General features: G+C 65.1%; 15 protein-coding genes. 9 read left to right on the top strand and 6 right to left on the bottom strand.

Annotation, left to right across the window (positions count from 1 at the left end):
- Position 1 precedes the first annotated feature (1 nt).
- A complete protein-coding gene (locus LQ954_RS08800; protein ID WP_231022776.1) occupies positions 2-742 on the top strand; it encodes an ATP-binding cassette domain-containing protein in 741 nt (246 codons plus the stop codon).
- Between the two features lie 45 nt (positions 743-787).
- Here LQ954_RS08800 and ssuD read toward each other — a convergent pair whose 3' ends face one another.
- From ssuD to uraH, 3 genes are all read right to left on the bottom strand, one after another.
- Positions 788-1,936, bottom strand: coding sequence for an FMNH2-dependent alkanesulfonate monooxygenase (gene ssuD, locus LQ954_RS08795; RefSeq protein ID WP_231022775.1), 1,149 nt, complete (start codon positions 1,934-1,936; stop codon positions 788-790).
- Positions 1,933-2,868: a TauD/TfdA dioxygenase family protein gene (locus tag LQ954_RS08790; RefSeq protein WP_330999958.1), complete on the bottom strand. Its 936-nt coding sequence runs from the start codon at positions 2,866-2,868 to the stop codon at positions 1,933-1,935. The genes ssuD and LQ954_RS08790 overlap by 4 nt, the downstream gene beginning before the upstream one ends.
- Before the next feature lie 166 nt (positions 2,869-3,034).
- Positions 3,035-3,433: a hydroxyisourate hydrolase gene (gene uraH, locus LQ954_RS08785; RefSeq protein ID WP_231022774.1), complete on the bottom strand. Its 399-nt coding sequence runs from the start codon at positions 3,431-3,433 to the stop codon at positions 3,035-3,037.
- Positions 3,434-3,535: 102 nt separating this feature from the next.
- On the opposite strand from uraH, the gene LQ954_RS08780 reads away from it, so the two are divergent.
- A complete protein-coding gene (locus tag LQ954_RS08780; RefSeq protein WP_231022773.1) occupies positions 3,536-4,381 on the top strand; it encodes a LysR family transcriptional regulator in 846 nt (281 codons plus the stop codon).
- Positions 4,382-4,511: 130 nt separating this feature from the next.
- On the opposite strand, the gene LQ954_RS16250 is transcribed toward LQ954_RS08780, so the two are convergent.
- On the bottom strand, positions 4,512-5,666 hold the full coding sequence (locus tag LQ954_RS16250; RefSeq protein ID WP_231022772.1) for a GGDEF domain-containing protein: 1,155 nt from the start codon (positions 5,664-5,666) through the stop codon (positions 4,512-4,514).
- A 377-nt stretch (positions 5,667-6,043) separates the two neighbouring features.
- Here LQ954_RS16250 and LQ954_RS08770 point away from each other — a divergent pair, with 377 nt between their 5' ends.
- The 6 genes from LQ954_RS08770 (at position 6,044) to LQ954_RS08745 (ending at position 14,654) form a co-directional block, all read left to right on the top strand.
- Positions 6,044-8,407: a TonB-dependent receptor gene (locus tag LQ954_RS08770; protein WP_231023023.1), complete on the top strand. Its 2,364-nt coding sequence runs from the start codon at positions 6,044-6,046 to the stop codon at positions 8,405-8,407.
- A 3-nt stretch (positions 8,408-8,410) separates the two neighbouring features.
- Positions 8,411-9,718 carry a spinster family MFS transporter gene (locus tag LQ954_RS08765; RefSeq protein WP_231022771.1) on the top strand — a complete coding sequence of 436 codons (1,308 nt, stop codon included), beginning with the start codon at positions 8,411-8,413 and terminating at the stop codon, positions 9,716-9,718.
- Complete coding sequence (locus LQ954_RS08760) at positions 9,715-11,361, top strand: carboxylesterase/lipase family protein (RefSeq protein ID WP_231022770.1); 1,647 nt, start codon at positions 9,715-9,717, stop codon at positions 11,359-11,361. The genes LQ954_RS08765 and LQ954_RS08760 overlap by 4 nt, the downstream gene beginning before the upstream one ends.
- Positions 11,358-12,929, top strand: a complete 1,572-nt coding sequence (locus tag LQ954_RS08755; protein WP_231022769.1) for an AMP-binding protein — start codon at positions 11,358-11,360, stop codon at positions 12,927-12,929. The genes LQ954_RS08760 and LQ954_RS08755 overlap by 4 nt, the downstream gene beginning before the upstream one ends.
- A gap of 46 nt (positions 12,930-12,975) precedes the next feature.
- On the top strand, positions 12,976-13,686 hold the full coding sequence (locus tag LQ954_RS08750) for a TetR/AcrR family transcriptional regulator (protein ID WP_227772249.1): 711 nt from the start codon (positions 12,976-12,978) through the stop codon (positions 13,684-13,686).
- A 65-nt stretch (positions 13,687-13,751) separates the two neighbouring features.
- Complete coding sequence (locus tag LQ954_RS08745; RefSeq protein ID WP_231022768.1) at positions 13,752-14,654, top strand: SDR family NAD(P)-dependent oxidoreductase; 903 nt, start codon at positions 13,752-13,754, stop codon at positions 14,652-14,654.
- Between the two features lie 202 nt (positions 14,655-14,856).
- Here the strand turns inward: LQ954_RS08745 and LQ954_RS08740 are convergent, their stop codons facing one another.
- On the bottom strand, positions 14,857-15,435 hold the full coding sequence (locus LQ954_RS08740) for an alpha-ketoglutarate-dependent dioxygenase AlkB (protein ID WP_227772251.1): 579 nt from the start codon (positions 15,433-15,435) through the stop codon (positions 14,857-14,859).
- 387 nt (positions 15,436-15,822) lie between these two features.
- Here LQ954_RS08740 and LQ954_RS08735 point away from each other — a divergent pair, with 387 nt between their 5' ends.
- Complete coding sequence (locus LQ954_RS08735; RefSeq protein WP_231022767.1) at positions 15,823-16,332, top strand: CinA family protein; 510 nt, start codon at positions 15,823-15,825, stop codon at positions 16,330-16,332.
- Between the two features lie 179 nt (positions 16,333-16,511).
- On the opposite strand, the gene LQ954_RS08730 is transcribed toward LQ954_RS08735, so the two are convergent.
- Positions 16,512-18,329 carry a flavin-containing monooxygenase gene (locus LQ954_RS08730; RefSeq protein ID WP_231022766.1) on the bottom strand — a complete coding sequence of 606 codons (1,818 nt, stop codon included), beginning with the start codon at positions 18,327-18,329 and terminating at the stop codon, positions 16,512-16,514.

Here is an 18,329-nt window from a genome sequence, read left to right as displayed (position 1 = left end):
CATGGCCACCGTCCATACCCTTGCCCGCGCGGCCGCGCAGGGCGGCGCGACGATCACGATCCGCGGCCTCGGCATTGCGTTCGGCAGCAATCGCGTGATCGACGCGCTCGACCTGGATGTCGCGGCTGGCGACTTCGTCTCGATCGTGGGCCGGTCCGGCTGCGGCAAGAGCACGCTGCTGCGCGCGATCACCGGGCTGGAGCAACCCGATGGCGGCGCGATCGACACCGATCGCGATCGCACCCGCGTCGTCTTTCAGGAACCGCGACTGCTGCCCTGGGCCAGCGTGCTCGACAATGTCGTGGTGGGCGCTGAGGGCACACCGGCCCAAAAGCGCGAGCAGGCGGTCGAGGCGCTCGCGCTTGTCGGCCTGACCGAAAAGGCGGGCGAATGGCCCTCGCGCCTGTCAGGCGGCCAACGCCAGCGCGTCGCGCTGGCCCGCGCGCTCGTCAGCCGGCCACGGCTCCTCTTGCTGGATGAGCCGCTCGGCGCACTTGATGCGTTGACGCGGATCGAAATGCAGCGGCTGATCGAACGGGTCTGGCTGAACCAGGGCTTCACCGCGCTGCTGGTGACGCATGATGTGACCGAAGCAGTGACGCTGGGCAATCGCGTGGTGATCATGGAAGGCGGGCGGATCACGCTCGATCGGGCCATCCCGGCGGGCCGGCCGCGTCGCCATGGCGATACGGGGCTGGCACTGATCGAGGGTGAGATACTGGAACGACTGCTGGAGCAATAAGGCGGCAACGCGCCCCTCCTCCCTGCGGCGGAGGGGAGCAATTGCTCAGCTCGCCGCGGCCTGCCGCAATGTGGTGAAGGGGAATTGCGGCGCCGCTTCCTGCGCCTTCGGGCCGTTTACCAGATTGAGATGCGGGAACAGGAGCTCGGCCACCCGATAGGTCTCCTCGAGATGCGGATAGCCCGAACCGATCACGGTATCGATGCCGATCGCGGCATATTCCTCCAGCCGCTCGGCGATCGTTGCGGGGTCGCCCACCAGCGCGGTGCCGGCACCCGTCCGCACCAGCCCGATGCCGGCCCACAGGTTCGGGCTGACCTCCAGATCCGCGCGATTGCCCTTGTGAAGATCCCGCATCCGGGCTTGGCCTACCGACTCAGTGCGCGCCAGCGCCGCCTGAAAGCGGGCGATATCATCGTCGGTGACATGGCGGATGAGGTCGTTCGCCGCGTCCCATGCCTCGGCTTCCGTCTCGCGCACGATGAAGTGCAGCCGGACGCCGAAGCGGATGGTGCGCCCACGCGCCGCCGCCCGGGCGCGCACGTCGTCGATCACGTCCTTCAGTTGGGCAGGCGGCTCGCCCCACGCCAGATAAACGTCGACATGCTCGGCCGCGATCTCCCGCGCGATGTCGGAGGAACCCCCGAACCAGATCGGCGCATGCGGCTTCTGCACGAACGGGAATTCCAGCCGGCCCTTGCGGATCGACAGGTACTTCCCCTCGCGCGTCACCGTCTCACCGCGGCCCAGGGCGCGGAAGATATCGAGGAACTCGGCCGTCTGTTCGTATCGCTCGCGGTGATCGAGGAAGATCCCGTCCCTCGCCAGCAACTCGCTGCTGCCGCCGGTGACGACGTTGAGCAGAAGCCGCCCGTCGCTGATGCGATCCAGCGCCACCGCCTGCCGCACCGACTCCGCTGGCAGCGTGAGCCCCGGCCGCAGCGCGACCAGCAGCCGCAACCGCTCGGTTACGGGGGCGAGGCTGGCGGCAGTGATCCATGCATCGGCGCAATGCGATCCGGTCGGCATCAGCGCGCCGGAGAAGCCTAGCTGGTCTGCGGCGACTGCCACCTGTTTCAGATAGCCCGGCGTCGCGGCGCGCGCGCCATCGGTAGAGGCCAGATACCTCTGGTCCCCGGCTGAGGGCAGGAACCAGAGGAAATCGAGCGGGCTGCGGCTGGCGGCGGCGGTCATTCCGCAGCCTCGAGCAGTTCGCCGTCGACCTCCGGGCGGATCGCACGGCTGCGACGGCCGTCAATCGACACCGGAACGTCACCGGCAATGGTCACCCGGCGGACCGTGCGCCGCTGCAAGCCGAAATCGGCCGTGGCGCGGTGCTGGGTAGCGCGATTATCCCAAATCGCCACATCACCTTCGCGCCAGCGCCAGCGGACGATGTTTTCCGGCTGGAGGATATGGTTTTGGAGGATCTGGAACAGCGCCAGGCTGTCCGCCTGCCCCAGGCCGACGAAACGCTGCACGAAATGGCCAAGCAGCAGCGTCCGTTCACCTGTTACCGGATGGACGCGTACCACTGGATGCTCGGTCTCGTGCACGACGCGGGCGAACACCTCGCGCTGGTAGCGGATCCGCTCCGCCGAGGATTCGGGACGCAGCGCCGCATAATCATAAGCGTTGGAATGAACTGCCCATAGTGTATCGGCCAGCACGCGCAGCGGCTCCGGCAAGGCATCGTAAGCAGCGGCCGTATTCGCCCATTGCGTGTCGCCGCCCGCCTCCGGAATGGTCACGCCGCGCAGGATCGAAGCGGCCGGATAAGCCGGGACGAAGGTGACGTCGGTATGCCAGGAGTTTGCGGCCCGCCCGTCGGTTGAATCGAGGTCGAGGATATGCTGCGTTCCCTGCCGTACCGGAACGGTCGGATGCGACACCGGATCGCCAAAGCGCGCCGCAAATGCCTCCTGCGCGGCATCGTCCAGCTGGTGCTGATCGCGGAAGAACAGCACCTTGTGCCGCGCGAGTGCCGCATGAAGCGCCTCGATGATTTCGGGTGCGAGATCGGCGGATAGTGTAATTCCGCGCACCTCGCCGCCGATGCGGCCGGCGACAGGAGTGATGGCCAGCGGGCTGGCTGGGTCGGGCATGTTGATGAACTGAGTCGTCATTGGGCACCTCCTAATTCCTATCTTCTTAGTAGGATTAGAGTAGTGCCACGAAGATCGGCTTCGTCACTCAAAAGCCGGGCTAATGAGTTCGCAAGGGTGTTAGAAGGTTGGAATGGCCAACGGGCCGGAGGACCACATGCCTACTCCGGACAGCGCGGCTATCATCTCAATTGCCCCGATACGTCGAATAGCCGAACGGGCTTACCACAACCGGAACGTGATAATGGGCGGCGGCATCCGTCACGCGGAACACCACGGTGATTTCCGGAAAGAACGGAGCGGCGCTGGCGTGGGGATAAGCCGACATATCGAAGGTCAGCCGGTAGTCACCCTTGTCGAACTTTGCGGGATCGCCAAAGCTGCGCACTCGGCCGTTGGCGTCGGTGCGAGCCGTGCCCACCTGAACCCAGCTGCCATCAGCCGTACGCTTGGCAAGCACCACGGGCACATTCTGGCCGCCGACCCCCCGTGCGAGATCCAGGACGTGCGTTGACAGGTCGGCTGCCGCCGCCGGTGCGGCCGTGCTGGCGAGAAGGAGGCCCAGGCTTAAACCAATGCGCTTCATGCTGATCCTCGGAGTTCAAGTGAGGTGTGGAAGAGGTGGCGTCGCCAACCGCCATCATCAAACGATATTTCCGGATGAAGATCATCCATCTATCGAATGACGGTGATTGATCCACGCCTGCTGCAGACCTTCATCGCGGTGATCGACACCGGCAGCTTCACGCTGGCGGCGGCTCGGCTGCATTCCACGCAATCCACGGTGAGCCAGCATCTCGCACGGCTGGAACGCGCGATCGGCTTCAGCCTGGTCGACCGGGCCGCTCGGCCAGTCGGGCCGACTGCGGTCGGAGAGCGCCTTGCCACTTACGCGCGGCGCCTCCTGTCCTTGCAGGAAGAAGCGATCATGCTGCTGTCCGATCCGGCCGGTACCTCAACCATCCGCATCGGCATTCCCGACGATATCGTCACGGCGCAGATGAGCCGCAGGTTTTCGGCCTTCGCGCAAGCCAACCGGCAACATCGCCTGGATGTTTCCACCGGACTGAGCCGGGATCTGTCGCGCCGCTACCAGGCGGGCGAGCTCGACATCGTCGTGGTCAAGGAACCTGTGGCAAGAGCCGAGGCCCTGGCCAGCTTTGACGAACCTGTCATGTGGTTCGAAAGTGCGAGCGCTGCGGCACCGTTGGTAGATCCCGTGCCTTTGGTCACCTTTCCGCCAGGCGGGCTGTACCGCGACCTGATGATCGAGCGCATGGCAAGTGACGGCCGACGTTGGTACGTCGCCTTTACCGGCAACAGCCTTGCCAGCGTATTGTCGGCGGTGGAAGCGGGCGTCGGCATCGCCATTCTTCCGCAAAGCGCCGTGCGTGGCGCGGCTGTACGCGAACAGGAGGAGCTGGGAGATGCGCCTGCCCTGGCCGTTTCCCTTTACGCCTGGGAGCGTAACGCGGCAGTGGCCGCGCTGGCCAAGGGCATGGAGGAAGAACTGCGGGCCACGCGGAGCAACTGAAGCGCGCCGCTTGGTTCGGCCGCTTTATCTGCGGGAGCGATCTCCTTCAGCGAAGGCGGCGGCCCGGCTTGTGGAGAGTGCGCTGTTCCAGGCGCCGTCGCCCTGCTGGCACGCAAGGAGCGACTGACGCTTACCTCCGCAGGAACTGCTGACCAGCGACAGAGTCGTCGCTTCTTGTGTCCGGCGAAGGCTGTCGATACCGTCGGCCAACGCCCTTGCCCGCTCCCTTGGCAGCATAAAGTGCGTCATCCGCGCGCAAACGCAACTCGACAGCGGTTGCAGCATCCTCTGGCAGGCAGGCGAAGCCGACGCTGGCACCCACATGCACGACAAGTCCGCCAACGTCATAGGGCGCCCGAGCGATCGCCTCGATCAGCCGATCCACCAAGGGCGCGACATGTTCCGGCCTCATGTCTCGAACAATGACCATGAACTCGTCGCCGCCCATTCGGCCCAGCAAATCCTCCGGTCGCAATTCCCGCTTCATCCGGTCGGCGACCTTGGTCAGCAGAATGTCCCCGACCCCATGACCGTACCGGTCATTGACCTGTTTGAACCCGTCCAGGTCAATGCTGAGCAACGCCATCTGTCGCTCTCCGCCAGGAGGGATGCGGCTCAACGCCCGGTCCATGCCGTGGCGATTGAGGATGCCGGTGAGGGAATCATGTTCCGCCAAGTGAAGCGCTGTGGCCCGGGCGGCGAGCGTCATCAGCATCGTTCGATGGAAGGAACGAATGATCTGCATAGCGCCGACCAGGAACAAGGGCGTGAGCGCTACTATGGGGGTAAACCACATTTCACTCGAAGCGATCGCACCGGCCACGAATGGCAAATCACACAACAGCACGAGCAAGAAGGCGAAGCGCGGTGCCGCGTAATTGCGGGCGCAGATCGGGCCGAGCATCGCCGTGACCAAGGTGGCGGAAAGCACGCTCAGCACGAGATCGCCCGACGACATGATCGTGAATGCGAGTGCGCCCTGCAACGTGCACCAGAGCGCGGACAGCACGGCGGACGCATCGATGCTCGGCACATGATCGGGACGTTGGCCGGACCGTGCAGAGCGCCAGCGCCATTCGGTGACACGCAGCGCGATTAGCGACGCTTCGAGCGCGCAGAAGACCATGTAGCTGGGGTCGCCGCTGCGCAGCAGGGCTGTCCCGGAGACGATGAGCGCGCAGAAAGATCCCATGACGGCTGCGGCGACCGACCCAAGCAACTCGCCAAGGAGAAAGCCGCGCCCGGTCGGATCAACGGTGCCGGTCGGCTGGAAAAGCCAGCTCACGTGCCGTGTGACCCGTCCAAGCCTGGCGTGAGAAGAACCGTTCACCGTCGAGTGCCTGCTGCGTAAAGTCTCTTTCTGCGCCGCAAGAGGCTACCTAACACTTAAGAAGATCGTTCATTCCAGAAGCGGCGGGTTCTTCGTGACTTCGCTGCATGTTCCTTGATCTGAGCAGCGTTTTTCCACCGCTCCACCGCGTGATGAACGGCCATGAGCGCGATTGCTGACCGGGCGACGCAGAACAGCGGGCGCCAGGATCATCCGGAGCCTCACAGATACTCACACACGAGTGAGTGAGTGTTGACATGGCCTCTCCATTGCGGCAACCGATGCTCATCAAACTCGCATTACGGGTTTCAGGGAGGGGATCAGTGAGGGCCATGTTGCTGGCGTCCGCTGCGGCGATGACGCTTTTCTCAATTGCACCGGCAGCTGCGCAGGACGCGCCGGCTTCGGATCAGACCGGGGCCGGTCAAGCCAGCACTAATCAGCCTGCGGGCGATCTGACGGCCGGCGCGACCGATGATGCGACGGATTCTGGCGACATCTACGTCACGGCGACGCGCCGTGCCGAACGCATCCAGGATGTGCCGATCAGCGTCAGCGCGTTTCAGCAGCAGGAACTGACCGAAAAAGGTATCGTCGGCTTCGAGGGTATCGGGCGCGAAACCCCGGGCGTGGTGCTCAACCGCCCGACGCAGAATTTCAACAATTTCACCGCGCGCGGCATTGCCACCAACGGCTATAACGCCAATCTGCAGAGCTCGGTCGCGGTCTATATTGACGAGCTGCCGGTCTCGACGATCGGCAACACCACCGTGGTCGACCCGAACCTGTTCGACGTCGAGCGGGTGGAATTCCTGCGCGGTCCGCAGGGCACCTTGTTTGGCTCCGGTTCTCTGTCGGGCGCGATGCGCATTCTGACGAAGAGCCCGGATCTCAACCATTTCGACACGTCGGCGCTGATTGACCTGGGCCTCACCGGCTCGGACAGCCTGCGTCAACGTTACAATCTGATGGTCAACGTGCCGATCGTCAGCGACAAGCTCGCGATCCGCGGCGTCGGCTTCTATCGCCACGAGGAAGGCTATCTCGACAACGTCGGGACAGGCATTCGCAACTCGAACACGCTCGTCGACTGGGGCGGCCGATTGACGATGCTGTGGAAGCCGACGGATCGCCTCTCGATCAAGTTGCTCGGCTCCTATGAGGACAGCGATCCAAAGGACTCGTCGCTAACCAGCCCATCGCTTGGCCGCGAGAAGCGCATTTCCGACCAGCCGGATCGCTTCACCGGCAAGCAGCTGATCGCCAATGCGACCATTGACTACGAGTTCGATTTCGCGCGGCTCACCAGCTCATCGACCTTCTCGGACTTCGATCAGCGCTTCTGGCTGGATCTCGCCGGCACCTTCCCGCAGGGCTCCTTCCCAGGCGCGCCGATCGCATTCGGCCTCGATGCAAACGCCTATGACAAGGTGTTCGTGCAGGAGACGCGTTTCGTATCGACGCTGGATGGCCCGCTGCAGTTCACGCTGGGCGGCTTCTACCTGAAGCGCCGTCGCGACACCGACTTCTTCTATCGATCCAACCCCGAGTTTCTGGCCGCGCGCGGCATGACCGGGCTGCCCGACCAATATTACCAGAAGCAGTACACGCATCAGATCAACGAGGAACTCGCCGGCTTCGGCGAACTGACCTATCGCTTCTCGGACCGCTTCTGGCTGACCGGCGGCATGCGTTACGGTCGCATCTCCGCCCAAGCGTTCACCGAAGCCGGGGGCTACCTCGCGATGGCCACCTATCCGGAGTTCGGCGTTGACCTGAACTATCTGCAGCTCGCGCTGGGCAATGTGCGAAACCTGCCGTTCAACCGCTTCCCCGCGTACGAAGCGGCGGAGGGCGTCAAAGCGAAGGGCCAGAAGCCGCAGTGGAAGGCCAGCGCCTCGTTCAAACCGGCCGAGACGGTGACGACCTACGCCACCTTCTCCACCGGCTTCCGCGCGCCGATCGTCAACGCCTTTGCCGGGCGGGCGAGTGTCGTTGACCAGAATGACATCATCATTCCGAACGGCGCATCATCCGATCGCCTGGAAAGCTACGAGATCGGGGCCAAGGGCCGCTGGCTCGACGGCCGCGTGACCATCAACCTCGCTGCGTATCTGATCGACTGGAGCAATATCCAGGCGCAGGCCAACCGCGTGTCGGATTCGGTCCAGTTCGCCACCAACATCGGTGCGGCGCGCAGCAAGGGCTTCGAGGTCGAGATGGGGATCATTCCCGCAACCGACGTCTTCATCGGCTTCAACGCGGCGTACAATGATTCGAGGATAACGAAGCTAACGCCGGAAGAAGCCGCGATCTCCGGCGCGGTGCTTGGCCATCGCCTCTCCGCGCCGCGGCTTCAGGGCGCGATGTACACCTCGATCGGGTTCGATCTGGGCGAAAGCAGCAAGGGCACCTTCGCGGTGAACGCGCAATATGTCGGGTCGTACAACAGCTCGTTCCCCAACACGCCAGGCAATCCGAACCTGCGCCTGTCGACCTTTGGCAAGACGGACGAATATGTGAACGTCAACCTGAACCTCGGCGTGAAGCGGGGCGCATGGACCGGGCAACTGTATGTGGAGAACGTGTTCGACGATCACTCGATCACGTACATCCACCCGGAGGCGTTCCTGGTCAGCCGGTTCGGCACGCTGCGGCCCCGCACCGTTGGCATCCGCCTCGGCTACGGGATCTGATCGATGAGCGTGGCGACGGGCGCGCGGGTTGAAGCGCACGGGGCGGCCCCCCGTGCGCAGCAGCCGGTCTGGGTGCTGGTGACGTTGACGTTCGTCTATGTGCTGAACTTCCTCGATCGCCAGCTGATCGGCATCGTGGCCAAGCCGATCCAGGATTCGCTGGGCGTCACCGATGGCCAGCTAGGCCTGATCGGCGGGCTGTATTTCGCGATGTTCTATTGCTTCATCGCGATTCCCGTCGGCTGGCTGGCGGACCGGTCCAGCCGCGTGACCGTGCTGTCGCTCGCCTGCGCGATCTGGAGCGGCGCGACTGTCGCCTGCGGGCTGGCGCAGAATTACACGCAGCTGGTGATCGCGCGCATGACCGTCGGCTTCGGCGAGGCGGGCGGTGTGCCGCCGTCCTACGCGATCATCACCGATACCTACCCGCCCGGCAAGCGCGCGGCGGCCTTTGGTATCTTCAATCTCGGCCCGGCGATCGGCGCTGCGATCGGCGTCGCATTCGGCGCGCTGATCGCCGAACATTTCGGCTGGCGGATGCCGTTCATCATCATTGGCGCGGTCGGCATCGTGACCGCCGTGCTGCTGCGCATCTTCATGCGCGAACCGGAGCGCGGCGCAACCGATCCGGCGGGCGCCAAGGCTATCGAAGCGGTGCCGCCCGCCGGCTTCTGGTCCACCGTGCGCATGTTCCTGACCAATCCCGTGCTGATGTTGGCCGCGCTGGGCAGCGGGGCGACGCAGTTCGTCACTTATGGCCTGGGCAATTTCGCCGTCCTGTTCCTGATGCGGGAAAAGGGCATGAACCTGAGCGACGTGGCCATTTGGTACGCGCTGGTGCTGGCGATCGGCATGGGGGGCGGCATGGTCGTGTCCGGCCGGGTGATCGACCGCATGACGCGCCGCACGCGCGTCGGCTATGCGACCGCTCCGGCGCTGTCGCTGGCAATCGCAATGCCTTTCTACCTCGGCTTCATCTGGGCGCCCAGTTGGCCGCTCGCGCTGCTGCTGCTGTCGGTCGTCATGGTGTTCAACTATTTCTACCTCTCCGCCTCGGTCGCGCTGGTGCAGGAAGAAGTGCGGCCGGACCAGCGCGTCCTGTCGGGCGCGCTCCTGCTGCTCATCATGAACTTTATCGGACTTGGGCTTGGCCCCACGTGGGTCGGCCAGGCGAGCGACTGGTTCAAGGCGCAGGGCGACGCCCATGCGTTGCAAACCGCGCTTTACACTCTGACGCCCTTCTATTTCATCGCGATCGCGCTGTTTCTGTGGCTGGCGCGGCTGCTTCGCCGCGAGGGAAACCGCGCATGACATCACTGACCGGCGCCGCAATGGCGGCGTCCCTGCTCAGCGCTGCCGTTCCGGCGGTCGCCTCCGCCGCGCCTGCCGGTGCCCCGATCGTCCGCGCGCCCGATGGCGCGGTGGCAGGGAGCACGCAGGGTACGGTGCGGGTGTTCAAGGGCATTCCTTATGCCCAGGCGCCGGTCGGCCCTCTGCGGTGGAAGCCGCCGGTGCCGGCCGCGCCATGGGTCGAGGTACGCCAGGCGACCTCGTTCGCCGCCGCCTGCGTCCAGCCGCGGTCCTCCGCGCCCAGCATCTACGCCAACCCGCCGCAGCGAATGAGCGAGGATTGCCTGGCGCTCAACATCTGGGCGCCGCGCGAGGCGAAGGACCTGCCGGTGATCGTATGGATCCACGGCGGCGCGTTGGTCAGCGGCTATGGCCATGAAGCGATGTACGATGGCGCGAAAATGGCTGCGCGCGGCGCGATTGTGGTGTCGATCAATTATCGGCTCGGCATCCTCGGCTATCTCGCCCACCCCGAGCTGAGCCGGGAATCCCCGGACGGAATCTCGGGCAACTACGGCCTGATGGATCAGATAGCGGCGCTGCGCTGGGTCCAGCGCAATATCGCGGCGTTCGGCGGCGATCCCGCCAATGTCACCATTGCTGGCGAATCCGCCGGCGCGCTCAGCGTCATGTATCTGATGGCCAGCCCCGAAGCGGGCGGCCTGTTCCAGCGCGCGATCGCGCAGAGCGCCTACATGATCACCGCGCCCGAGCTGAAACAGGCGCGCCATGGGCTGCCCTCCGCGGAGGACGCGGGCGCGCAGATGATGACGACGCTGGGCGCCAAGGATCTCGCCGACCTGCGCGGCATGGACGCCGAGACGCTGACGCAGAATGCGGCGATGAAGGGCTATGGTCCGTGGGGCACCGTCGACGGCAAGCTCCTGAAGCGCCAGTTGGTCGACACGTGGGACCGCGGCGAGCAGGCGCCGGTGCCGGTGCTGACCGGCTACAATGCGGGCGAGATCCGATCGCTGCGCATGTTGCTGCCCCCCGCCCCGACCAATGCTGCGGCTTATGAGGCGACGATCAAGGAGCGGTACGGCGACCTCGCCGAGCCGTTCCTGCGGCTTTACCCGTCCAGCGACGTGAGCGAATCCATGCTGGCGACGACGCGCGACGCGCTCTACGGCTGGACGTCGCATCGGCTGGCGATTGGCCAAACCGCGATCGGGTGGCGCGGCTATCTTTATTATTTCGACCACGCCTATCCCGCGGCGAGCGAGAACAGGCTTCATGCCTTCCACGCCGCCGAGATCCCGTACGTCTTCGGCACCAACGGCAGCACGCCGCCCTTCTGGCCGAAGAATCCCGATGGCGTGGTCGACCGGCGGCTGTCGGCGGCGATGATGGATTATTGGCTGTCGTTCGCGCGCACCGGGCAGCCGGTGGCGGACGGCCAACCCAAATGGCAGCCCTATGGCGAGGCGGCGCATTTCATGGCGTTTGCGCAGGCGCCAGTGCCCGGCACGAGGCTTTCGCCGGGCATGTTCGCGCTGCACGAGGCGGCGATGTGCCGGCGCCGCGCAGCGGGGAACCAGCCGTGGAACTGGAACACGGGGCTTGCCTCCCCGATACTGACAAAGGCGGCCGGTTGCCGATGATCGACGGAACGATGCAGGATTTCCCGCTGACGCTGGACAAGTTCCTGACGCATGCGGCCAAGTGGCATCCCGACGCGGAGGTGGTCACGGCTGGCGACGACGGCGCGCTCACGCGGATCGGCTATGCTGCGCTGCATGCGCGCGCACGGCGCGTGTCGGGCGTGCTGGCGGATCTTGGCATCGGTACCGGCGACCGGGTCGCCACGCTGGCGTGGAACAGCCAGGCACATGTCGAGACATGGTATGGCGTCATGGGCATGGGGGCAGTCTGCCACACGCTGAACCCGCGCCTGACCGCGGCGCAGCTGGCCGACATGGCGATACAGTCGCAGGCCAAGCTGCTGGTGGCGAGTGCTGACCTGCTCCCGCTCGCCGCGGCGATCGCAGAAGCTGCGACGACTATCCGGCACGTCCTGGTTATTGACGGCGAGGTGCCGGTCGGCGCCGTAGGCGAGCCGCTGGAGTCGATGATCGGCGCCACCAGCACTCATGTCGCCTGGGGGAATTTTCCCGAGACGGCGCCGTCGGGCCTTTGCTTCACGTCAGGCACAACCGGTGCGCCCAAGGGCGTGACTTACACACATCGCTCCAGCTTCCTGCACACGCTGCGAACCTTGCAGACGGATGTAATGGCGATCGCGCGGACCGACGCGGTGCTGACGGTCGTGCCGATGTTCCATGCCAATGCCTGGGGCCTCCCCTTTGCCGTGCCCGCCGCGGGCGGCCGGCTGGTGCTCCCGGGGCGGCGCAACGACGGCGCAAGCCTCGCGCGGCTGATCACCGAGGCGCAGGTGACGGTGGGCGTCGGCGTCCCGACGGTATGGTTGGGGCTGGTCGAGCATCTCGACGCAACGGGCGCCGAGGTGCCGAGCCTGCAGCGGATCATCGTCGGCGGCGCGCCGATGCCACCCGCGCTGATGGAGCGGCTGGAACAGCGGCTCGGCGTGACCGTGCAAACCAGCTGGGGCATGACCGAACTGTCGCCGTCTGGCACCGTGGCGCCGCCGAACGATCCGGCGCGCACCGCCGCGGTTTCGGGCAAGCCGGCGATCGGCGTTGACCTGTTACTGACCGATGCCGATGGCGTGGCGCTTCCCGAACAACGCGATGTCGAAGGGCATTTGCGCGTGCGCGGTGCCGCCGTGATCGAGCGCTATTTCGGGCAGGACGCCCCCGCGACGGACACGTGCGGCTGGTTTGCCACCGGTGATCTGGCGCGCATCGATCGTGACGGCAATCTCATCATCACTGGCCGGGCCAAGGATCTGATCAAGTCCGGCGGCGAGTGGATCAATCCAGCCGAGATCGAGGCGATCGTCGGCGCGCTGCCGCAAGTGGCACAGGCCGCGGTGATCGGGCGCGCCGATCCCAAATGGGGCGAGCGGCCGGTGCTGCTGGTCGAAATGCGCGATGTTGCGCTCAGTGACGACGACCTCTTGGGCGCGTTGACCGGCCGCGTCGCGCCCTGGTGGGTCCCTGACGCCGTCGTCAGGCTGCCGGCCATGCCGCTTGCCCCTACGGGGAAGATCGACAAGATACGTCTGCGGGCCGAGCATGGAGGCGCTTGAGGGGAGCGGCGGGCAAGGCGTGCCAAGAACAGGGACAGTCGACCGCGTGACCGTTACCGAAAAGCCGGTGAAAAGGCCGGAGAAGATGACGCGCCGGCGCGCGACCAAGGCCGAGCAGCGCGCCGACACGATGGAGCAGATCCTCGACGAAGCGGAGTTCCTGTTTTCCAAACATGGTCTGCACGGCGTGACGCTGAAGGATGTCGCCAAGCGCGTCGGCGTTCATCACACGCTGATGAACTATTATTTCGAGGACAAGAAGAAGCTGTTCGACGCCGTCTTTGCCCGCCGGGCGGTGGTGACCAGCGAACAGCGCATGCGCGCGCTCGACGATTATGAGGCTGCAAGCGCCGATCAACCGACTGTCGAAGGGGCGCTGCACGCGTTCCTCGACACCGACCTCGATCTCTACATCAAGGGTGGCGAAGGCTGGAAGAACTACGGCGCACTGGGTGCGCTGGTCGCCAATACGCCCGAGTGGGGCGCCGAGCTCATGGACGAGCATTTCGATCCGGTCGTGCTCCGCCTGATCGCGCTGCTGAAGAAGGCGCTGCCAGGGTGCGCCGAAGAGGACATCTACTGGGGCTATCACTTCGTAACGGGTGCGCTGATGGTGACGCTCGCGCGCACCGGCCGCATCGACAAGCTGTCAAACGGGCTGTGCCGGTCGGACGATTTCGAGTCCGTGAAGGCGCGTATGGCATCGTTCATGGCCGCCGGGCTGCGGGAGATCTGCGCGGAGCGGGCAAAGAGTTGATGCCGCGCAATGCGGCAGAAGAACGCTCAAGATATTCACTGGCTGGTTAGCGAATTTACGAAAGGATGAGCATGATGCTGGACGGACGGGTGGCAATCGTCACAGGCGCAGGCGGCGGGCTTGGCCGCGCTCATGCCCTGTACCTCGCCAGCAAGGGCGCGAGCGTCGTTGTCAACGACCTGGCGCTGGACGCGGCGGAGAAGGTGGCCGCCGAGATCAGCGCGAACGGTGGCCGCGCAATGGCGATTGCCGCATCGGTAACCGATGAGGCAGCGGTCGGCGCGATGACCGCCAAGGTGATCGACGATTGGGGCAGGATCGACATCCTGATCAACAATGCCGGCATCCTGCGCGACAAGAGCTTCGCCAAGATGACCATCGATGACTTCCGGTTGGTGGTGGACGTGCACCTGATGGGCGCCGCGATCTGCTGCAAGGCGGTGTGGGAAACGATGCGCGCGCAAGGCTACGGACGGATCGTCATGACTACCTCGTCTTCCGGGCTCTACGGCAATTTCGGACAGGCCAATTATGGCGCGGCGAAAATGGCGATGGTTGGCTTGATGCAAACCCTGGCCATCGAAGGCGAGAAGTACGGCATTCGCGTGAACAGCCTGGCGCCGACGGCGGCAACGCAGATGACCGAGGGCGTGCTCTCCAGCGAAAGCCTTGCCGCGCTTGACCCGGCGCTGGTCAGCCCGGGGCTGCTCGCGCTGGTCGGACCGGATGCACCGACGCGCACGGTTCTGAATGCGGGCGCCGGGCACTTTGCCTGTGCCAACGTCACGCTGACGCAGGGCTGCTACGTCGGCAGCGGCACGGACGCGGGCGAGACGTTGCTCGCCAAGTGGAGCCAAGTGTCCGATCGGACCGGCGAAATCATCCCCGACTACGGCTTCGTACAGGCTGAGCGGGAAGTGGCGAGCGCCCAACGTGAAGCCGCTGCCGCACCGCGCGCCACCATCTGACGGCGCGAGATATCGACTGAATGCCCGCCCCCATGTGTGCGACCGGGGGCACACGTGGAGGCGGGCTGATGCCGTGAATGGGGCGATGGCGCTGCCCGTAGCGTGGGGATCCAGGCACAGGGACAGTGGCTTGCGAACGCTCCGGACTACCAACGCCTTGGATCGCCACAGCCGATGATCGGGTGATGCCGACATCGCGGCGTTAGGTGTGGGCTGTTCCCTGACCCTCGACCAGACTGCGGAAGGTGATCGACCAGCGCGTTCGGTCCATCTCGGCGATGCTGTGCTCCCAGCCGTGCCGTGCCTCGCCCGAAAGGTGATAAGCGCCGCGCGGCAGGAGTGGCACATTCACCCGCTGAAAACGATCGCCCTGGCGCCGGCGGAAGCGCATCGTTGCGGGCGCGCCGAGCGATATCCCGACCACGTGTTCGAAAGCCGGCCGGTCACGATGCCACCCGATCCCTGCGCCGGGATCGTAGCGGATCAGCAAGGCCTGAACGAGCGTATCGGCGGGCAGCCCGGCGAAGGCGGCCGCCCGGCCGCGTACAGAGAGAAGCCAATCGGGAAGCGGCTCCGCTTGCCGCAGGCGCATGCGATCGAAATCATAGCTCCAGCCGAAGGAGCTCGTGAGCCGCTTGCCCTCCCACCCTTGGAAACGGAAGGGTGACGGGCTCGTTGCATCAATAGCGGCGATCAGCGCGATTTCCTCGGCTTCACTGACCAATTCCGGTTGCGAGCTAAGGCCGGGCAGCGCGGGTAGATCGAACAGATCAAGCATCATGAGTCCCCGCCCGGTCCGCCGATTGGCGCTGAGAAAGCTGGGCAAGTGCGGTGCGAGTGAAGCTCGCCGGCCGCCGCAGCTTCGGCTGTTGTGGGCCGAACCGCTTGGGGAGAAACGGGAGGCGAGGTGGTGAAGGACGATGTGGCGGCCATTGACGCTCAGTAACATCAAACGAACGTACCGGGAACATAATTGGCGACGGTGCCCAATTCCGTCCGCTCCAACGCACTGACTTCCAAGAAATATGTCCGCCCGAGCAATTTGGTCCGCAGCGATCGATGCTTGGAGGTTCATCACCTCTCGCAATGGCCGCTGTTGGGCCTACGCAGCGGGCCCCACGTTCGCTATCGTTTGCGAAGCCAGCACAATCGCGGAGAATGGAGAAGGATGCTCGACGAACTTGCCCCGGTCGCTGCTCGTGCGGCCGCCATTCTGACCGAGCGGCGCGAGACGATCGCGGTGGCCGATGGCGCGACGGGCGGATTGATCCTGGCCGGCCTGCTGACCGTGCCGGGCGCGACGCGTTTCTGCCGCGGGGGAGGGGTCGTCTATTCGCTGCAAGGGCGTGACATTCTTCTTGGCTTGTCGCGCGACGAACTGGCCGGAATGGAGTCCGTCACGGAGAGGTACGCGCTGGTTCAGGCGGAGGCGATCAGGCCCCGGTTCGGCGCCGACTGGGGCATTGCCGAGAGCGGATCGGCCGGGCCGGACCACCACCCGCGCGGCGCACCGGCCGGCCGCAGCTGTATCGCCGTCAGCGGACCGGGCATCTCCGTCGCCACGACGTTCGACAGCGGCACGAGCGAGCGGATTACCAACATGGGGGCGTTCGCCCGAGCGGCGCTGGCGTTCCTGGTAGAGACACTGGAGATGACGGCGCCCTTGCCGGAAGCGTGATTTCTTGCGGATCATCGGCAATGGCTCGGCGAAAAACAGCCTGCGTTCGGCCTCAAGCGGCTGTCCCCCGGCCTGCCCCCGGATATGAAACGGCCGCTTGTGACGAAAATTGGCCAGACGCCCTCCCCTGACGTCCCGCGCGATTGGGGAAAGCACGTCCGGGCGACCGATTGCGGTGATCAGGCCTTCAGCGCCAGCCCCTCCAGCTCGCCATTGTTGCGCCAGTCGGCGAGCAGCGCGTTGAAGGCGTTGATGCCGGGCGCATAGGTCTGCCCCGCCTGGCCACCCTCCAGATCGCCCTCATTGTTGTAATAGCCGGGCGTGCAGCTTTCGAGATAGGCGCGGTTCACCACCGACAACTTCTTGATCGTCGTGACCCAGGCGTCCTGCGCCTCGGGCGTCGGCTCCACCTCGGTCGCGCCGCGCTTCTTCGCCTCGGCGATGATATAGGCGATATGCTGCGCCTGATCGTCGAACATCGCGGTCATGTTCACCGACAGGCCGTTCTGCGACACGCCGATGTAGAACCAGTTGGGAAAGCCGGTCGTGGCGAAGCCGTGCAGCGTCTTGTACCCGTTGGCCCAGTGATCGTGCAGCAGGACGCCATCGCGCCCCTTGATGTCGAAGCCGACGCGCCGCTTTAACGAGGTCGTGATCTCGAAGCCTGAAGCGTAGATGATGCAATCGACCGCATATTCGCGGCCGTTGGCGACGATCCCCCTGGGCGTGATCCGCTCCACCCCCTTGCTTTCGCTGACATCGACCAGCGTCACATTGGGGCGGTTGAAGGTGGGCAGGAATTCGTCGTTGAACGTCGGCCGCTTGCAGAACTGCCGATACCAGGGCTTCAGCATCTCGGCGGTTTCGGGGTCCTTCACCACCTCGTCGACGCGCTGGCGGATGGTGTTCATCTTGCGGAAGTCGGCGATCTCGGCGTGGCGGATCGCGGCCTCCGGCCCCATCGTCTTCGCATTGCGGATGACGAACGACTGCACCTCGCGGAAGATCGACGTCCAATTGTCGTTGACGAGGTCATGTTCGAACGGGCGGCCTTCGATGATGTCGGCGAAATTGTGCCGCCGTGCGCGCTGCCAGCCGGGTTCGAGCGACTTGGCCCATTCGGGATCGGTCGGCTTGTTGCCGCGCGTGTCGACCGACGAGGGCGTGCGCTGAAACACATAGAGCTGCTTGGCGTGGCGGCCAAGCGCGGGGATGCACTGAATCGCGGTGGCGCCGGTGCCGATGATCGCCACCGTCTTGTCCTCCAGCTTCCAGAGGTTTCCGGTCGTGTCGCCGCCAGTGTAGTTATAGTCCCATCGGCTGGTGTGGAAGCTGTGCCCTTCGAAGCTTTCGATGCCGGGGATGCCGGGCAGCTTGGCACGGCTGGCGGTGCCGAGCGCCGAGACGACAAAGCGCGCGCGGATCGCATCGCCGTGATTGGTGCGGATCACCCAGACCTTTTCCGCATCATCCCAGGCGAGTTCGGAAACGCGCGTTTGGAACAGGGTGATCGGGTAGAGATCGTAATGCTTGCCGATCCGCTGGCAGTGCTCGAATATCTCGGTGACGTAGGAATATTTTTCCTTGGGAAGGTAATTCAGTTCCTCGAGCAGCGGCAGGTAGCAATAGCTTTCGATGTCGCATTGCGCGCCGGGATAACGGTTCCAGTACCAGGTACCGCCGAAGTCGCCGCCCGCCTCGATGATGCGAAGATCGGTAACGCCCTTTTCCTTCAGCCGCGCGGCGGCCAGCATGCCGCTGAACCCGCCGCCGATCACCGCCACCTCGACGAAATCGGTCAGCGGGTCGCGCGTGAAGCCGGGCTCCACATAAGGGTCTTCCTCGGCGTAGCGGGCGTAATCGCCCGACAGCTCCTTGTACTGACGATCGGCATCGGTGCGCAGCCGCTTGTCGCGTTCCGCCTTGTAGCGCGCGCGCAGCGCCTCGATGTCGAAATCAGCCTCGAGCGTCGCCTCCTGGCTTTCGCTGGTGCTCAT

The sequence above is a fragment of the Sphingomonas sp. IC-11 genome (genome assembly GCF_021043365.1).
Taxonomy (GTDB): Bacteria; Pseudomonadota; Alphaproteobacteria; order Sphingomonadales; family Sphingomonadaceae; genus Sphingomonas.
The sequence above is the reverse complement of the archived record's forward strand: the minus strand, read 5'-3'. Positions and strand labels throughout refer to the sequence as shown.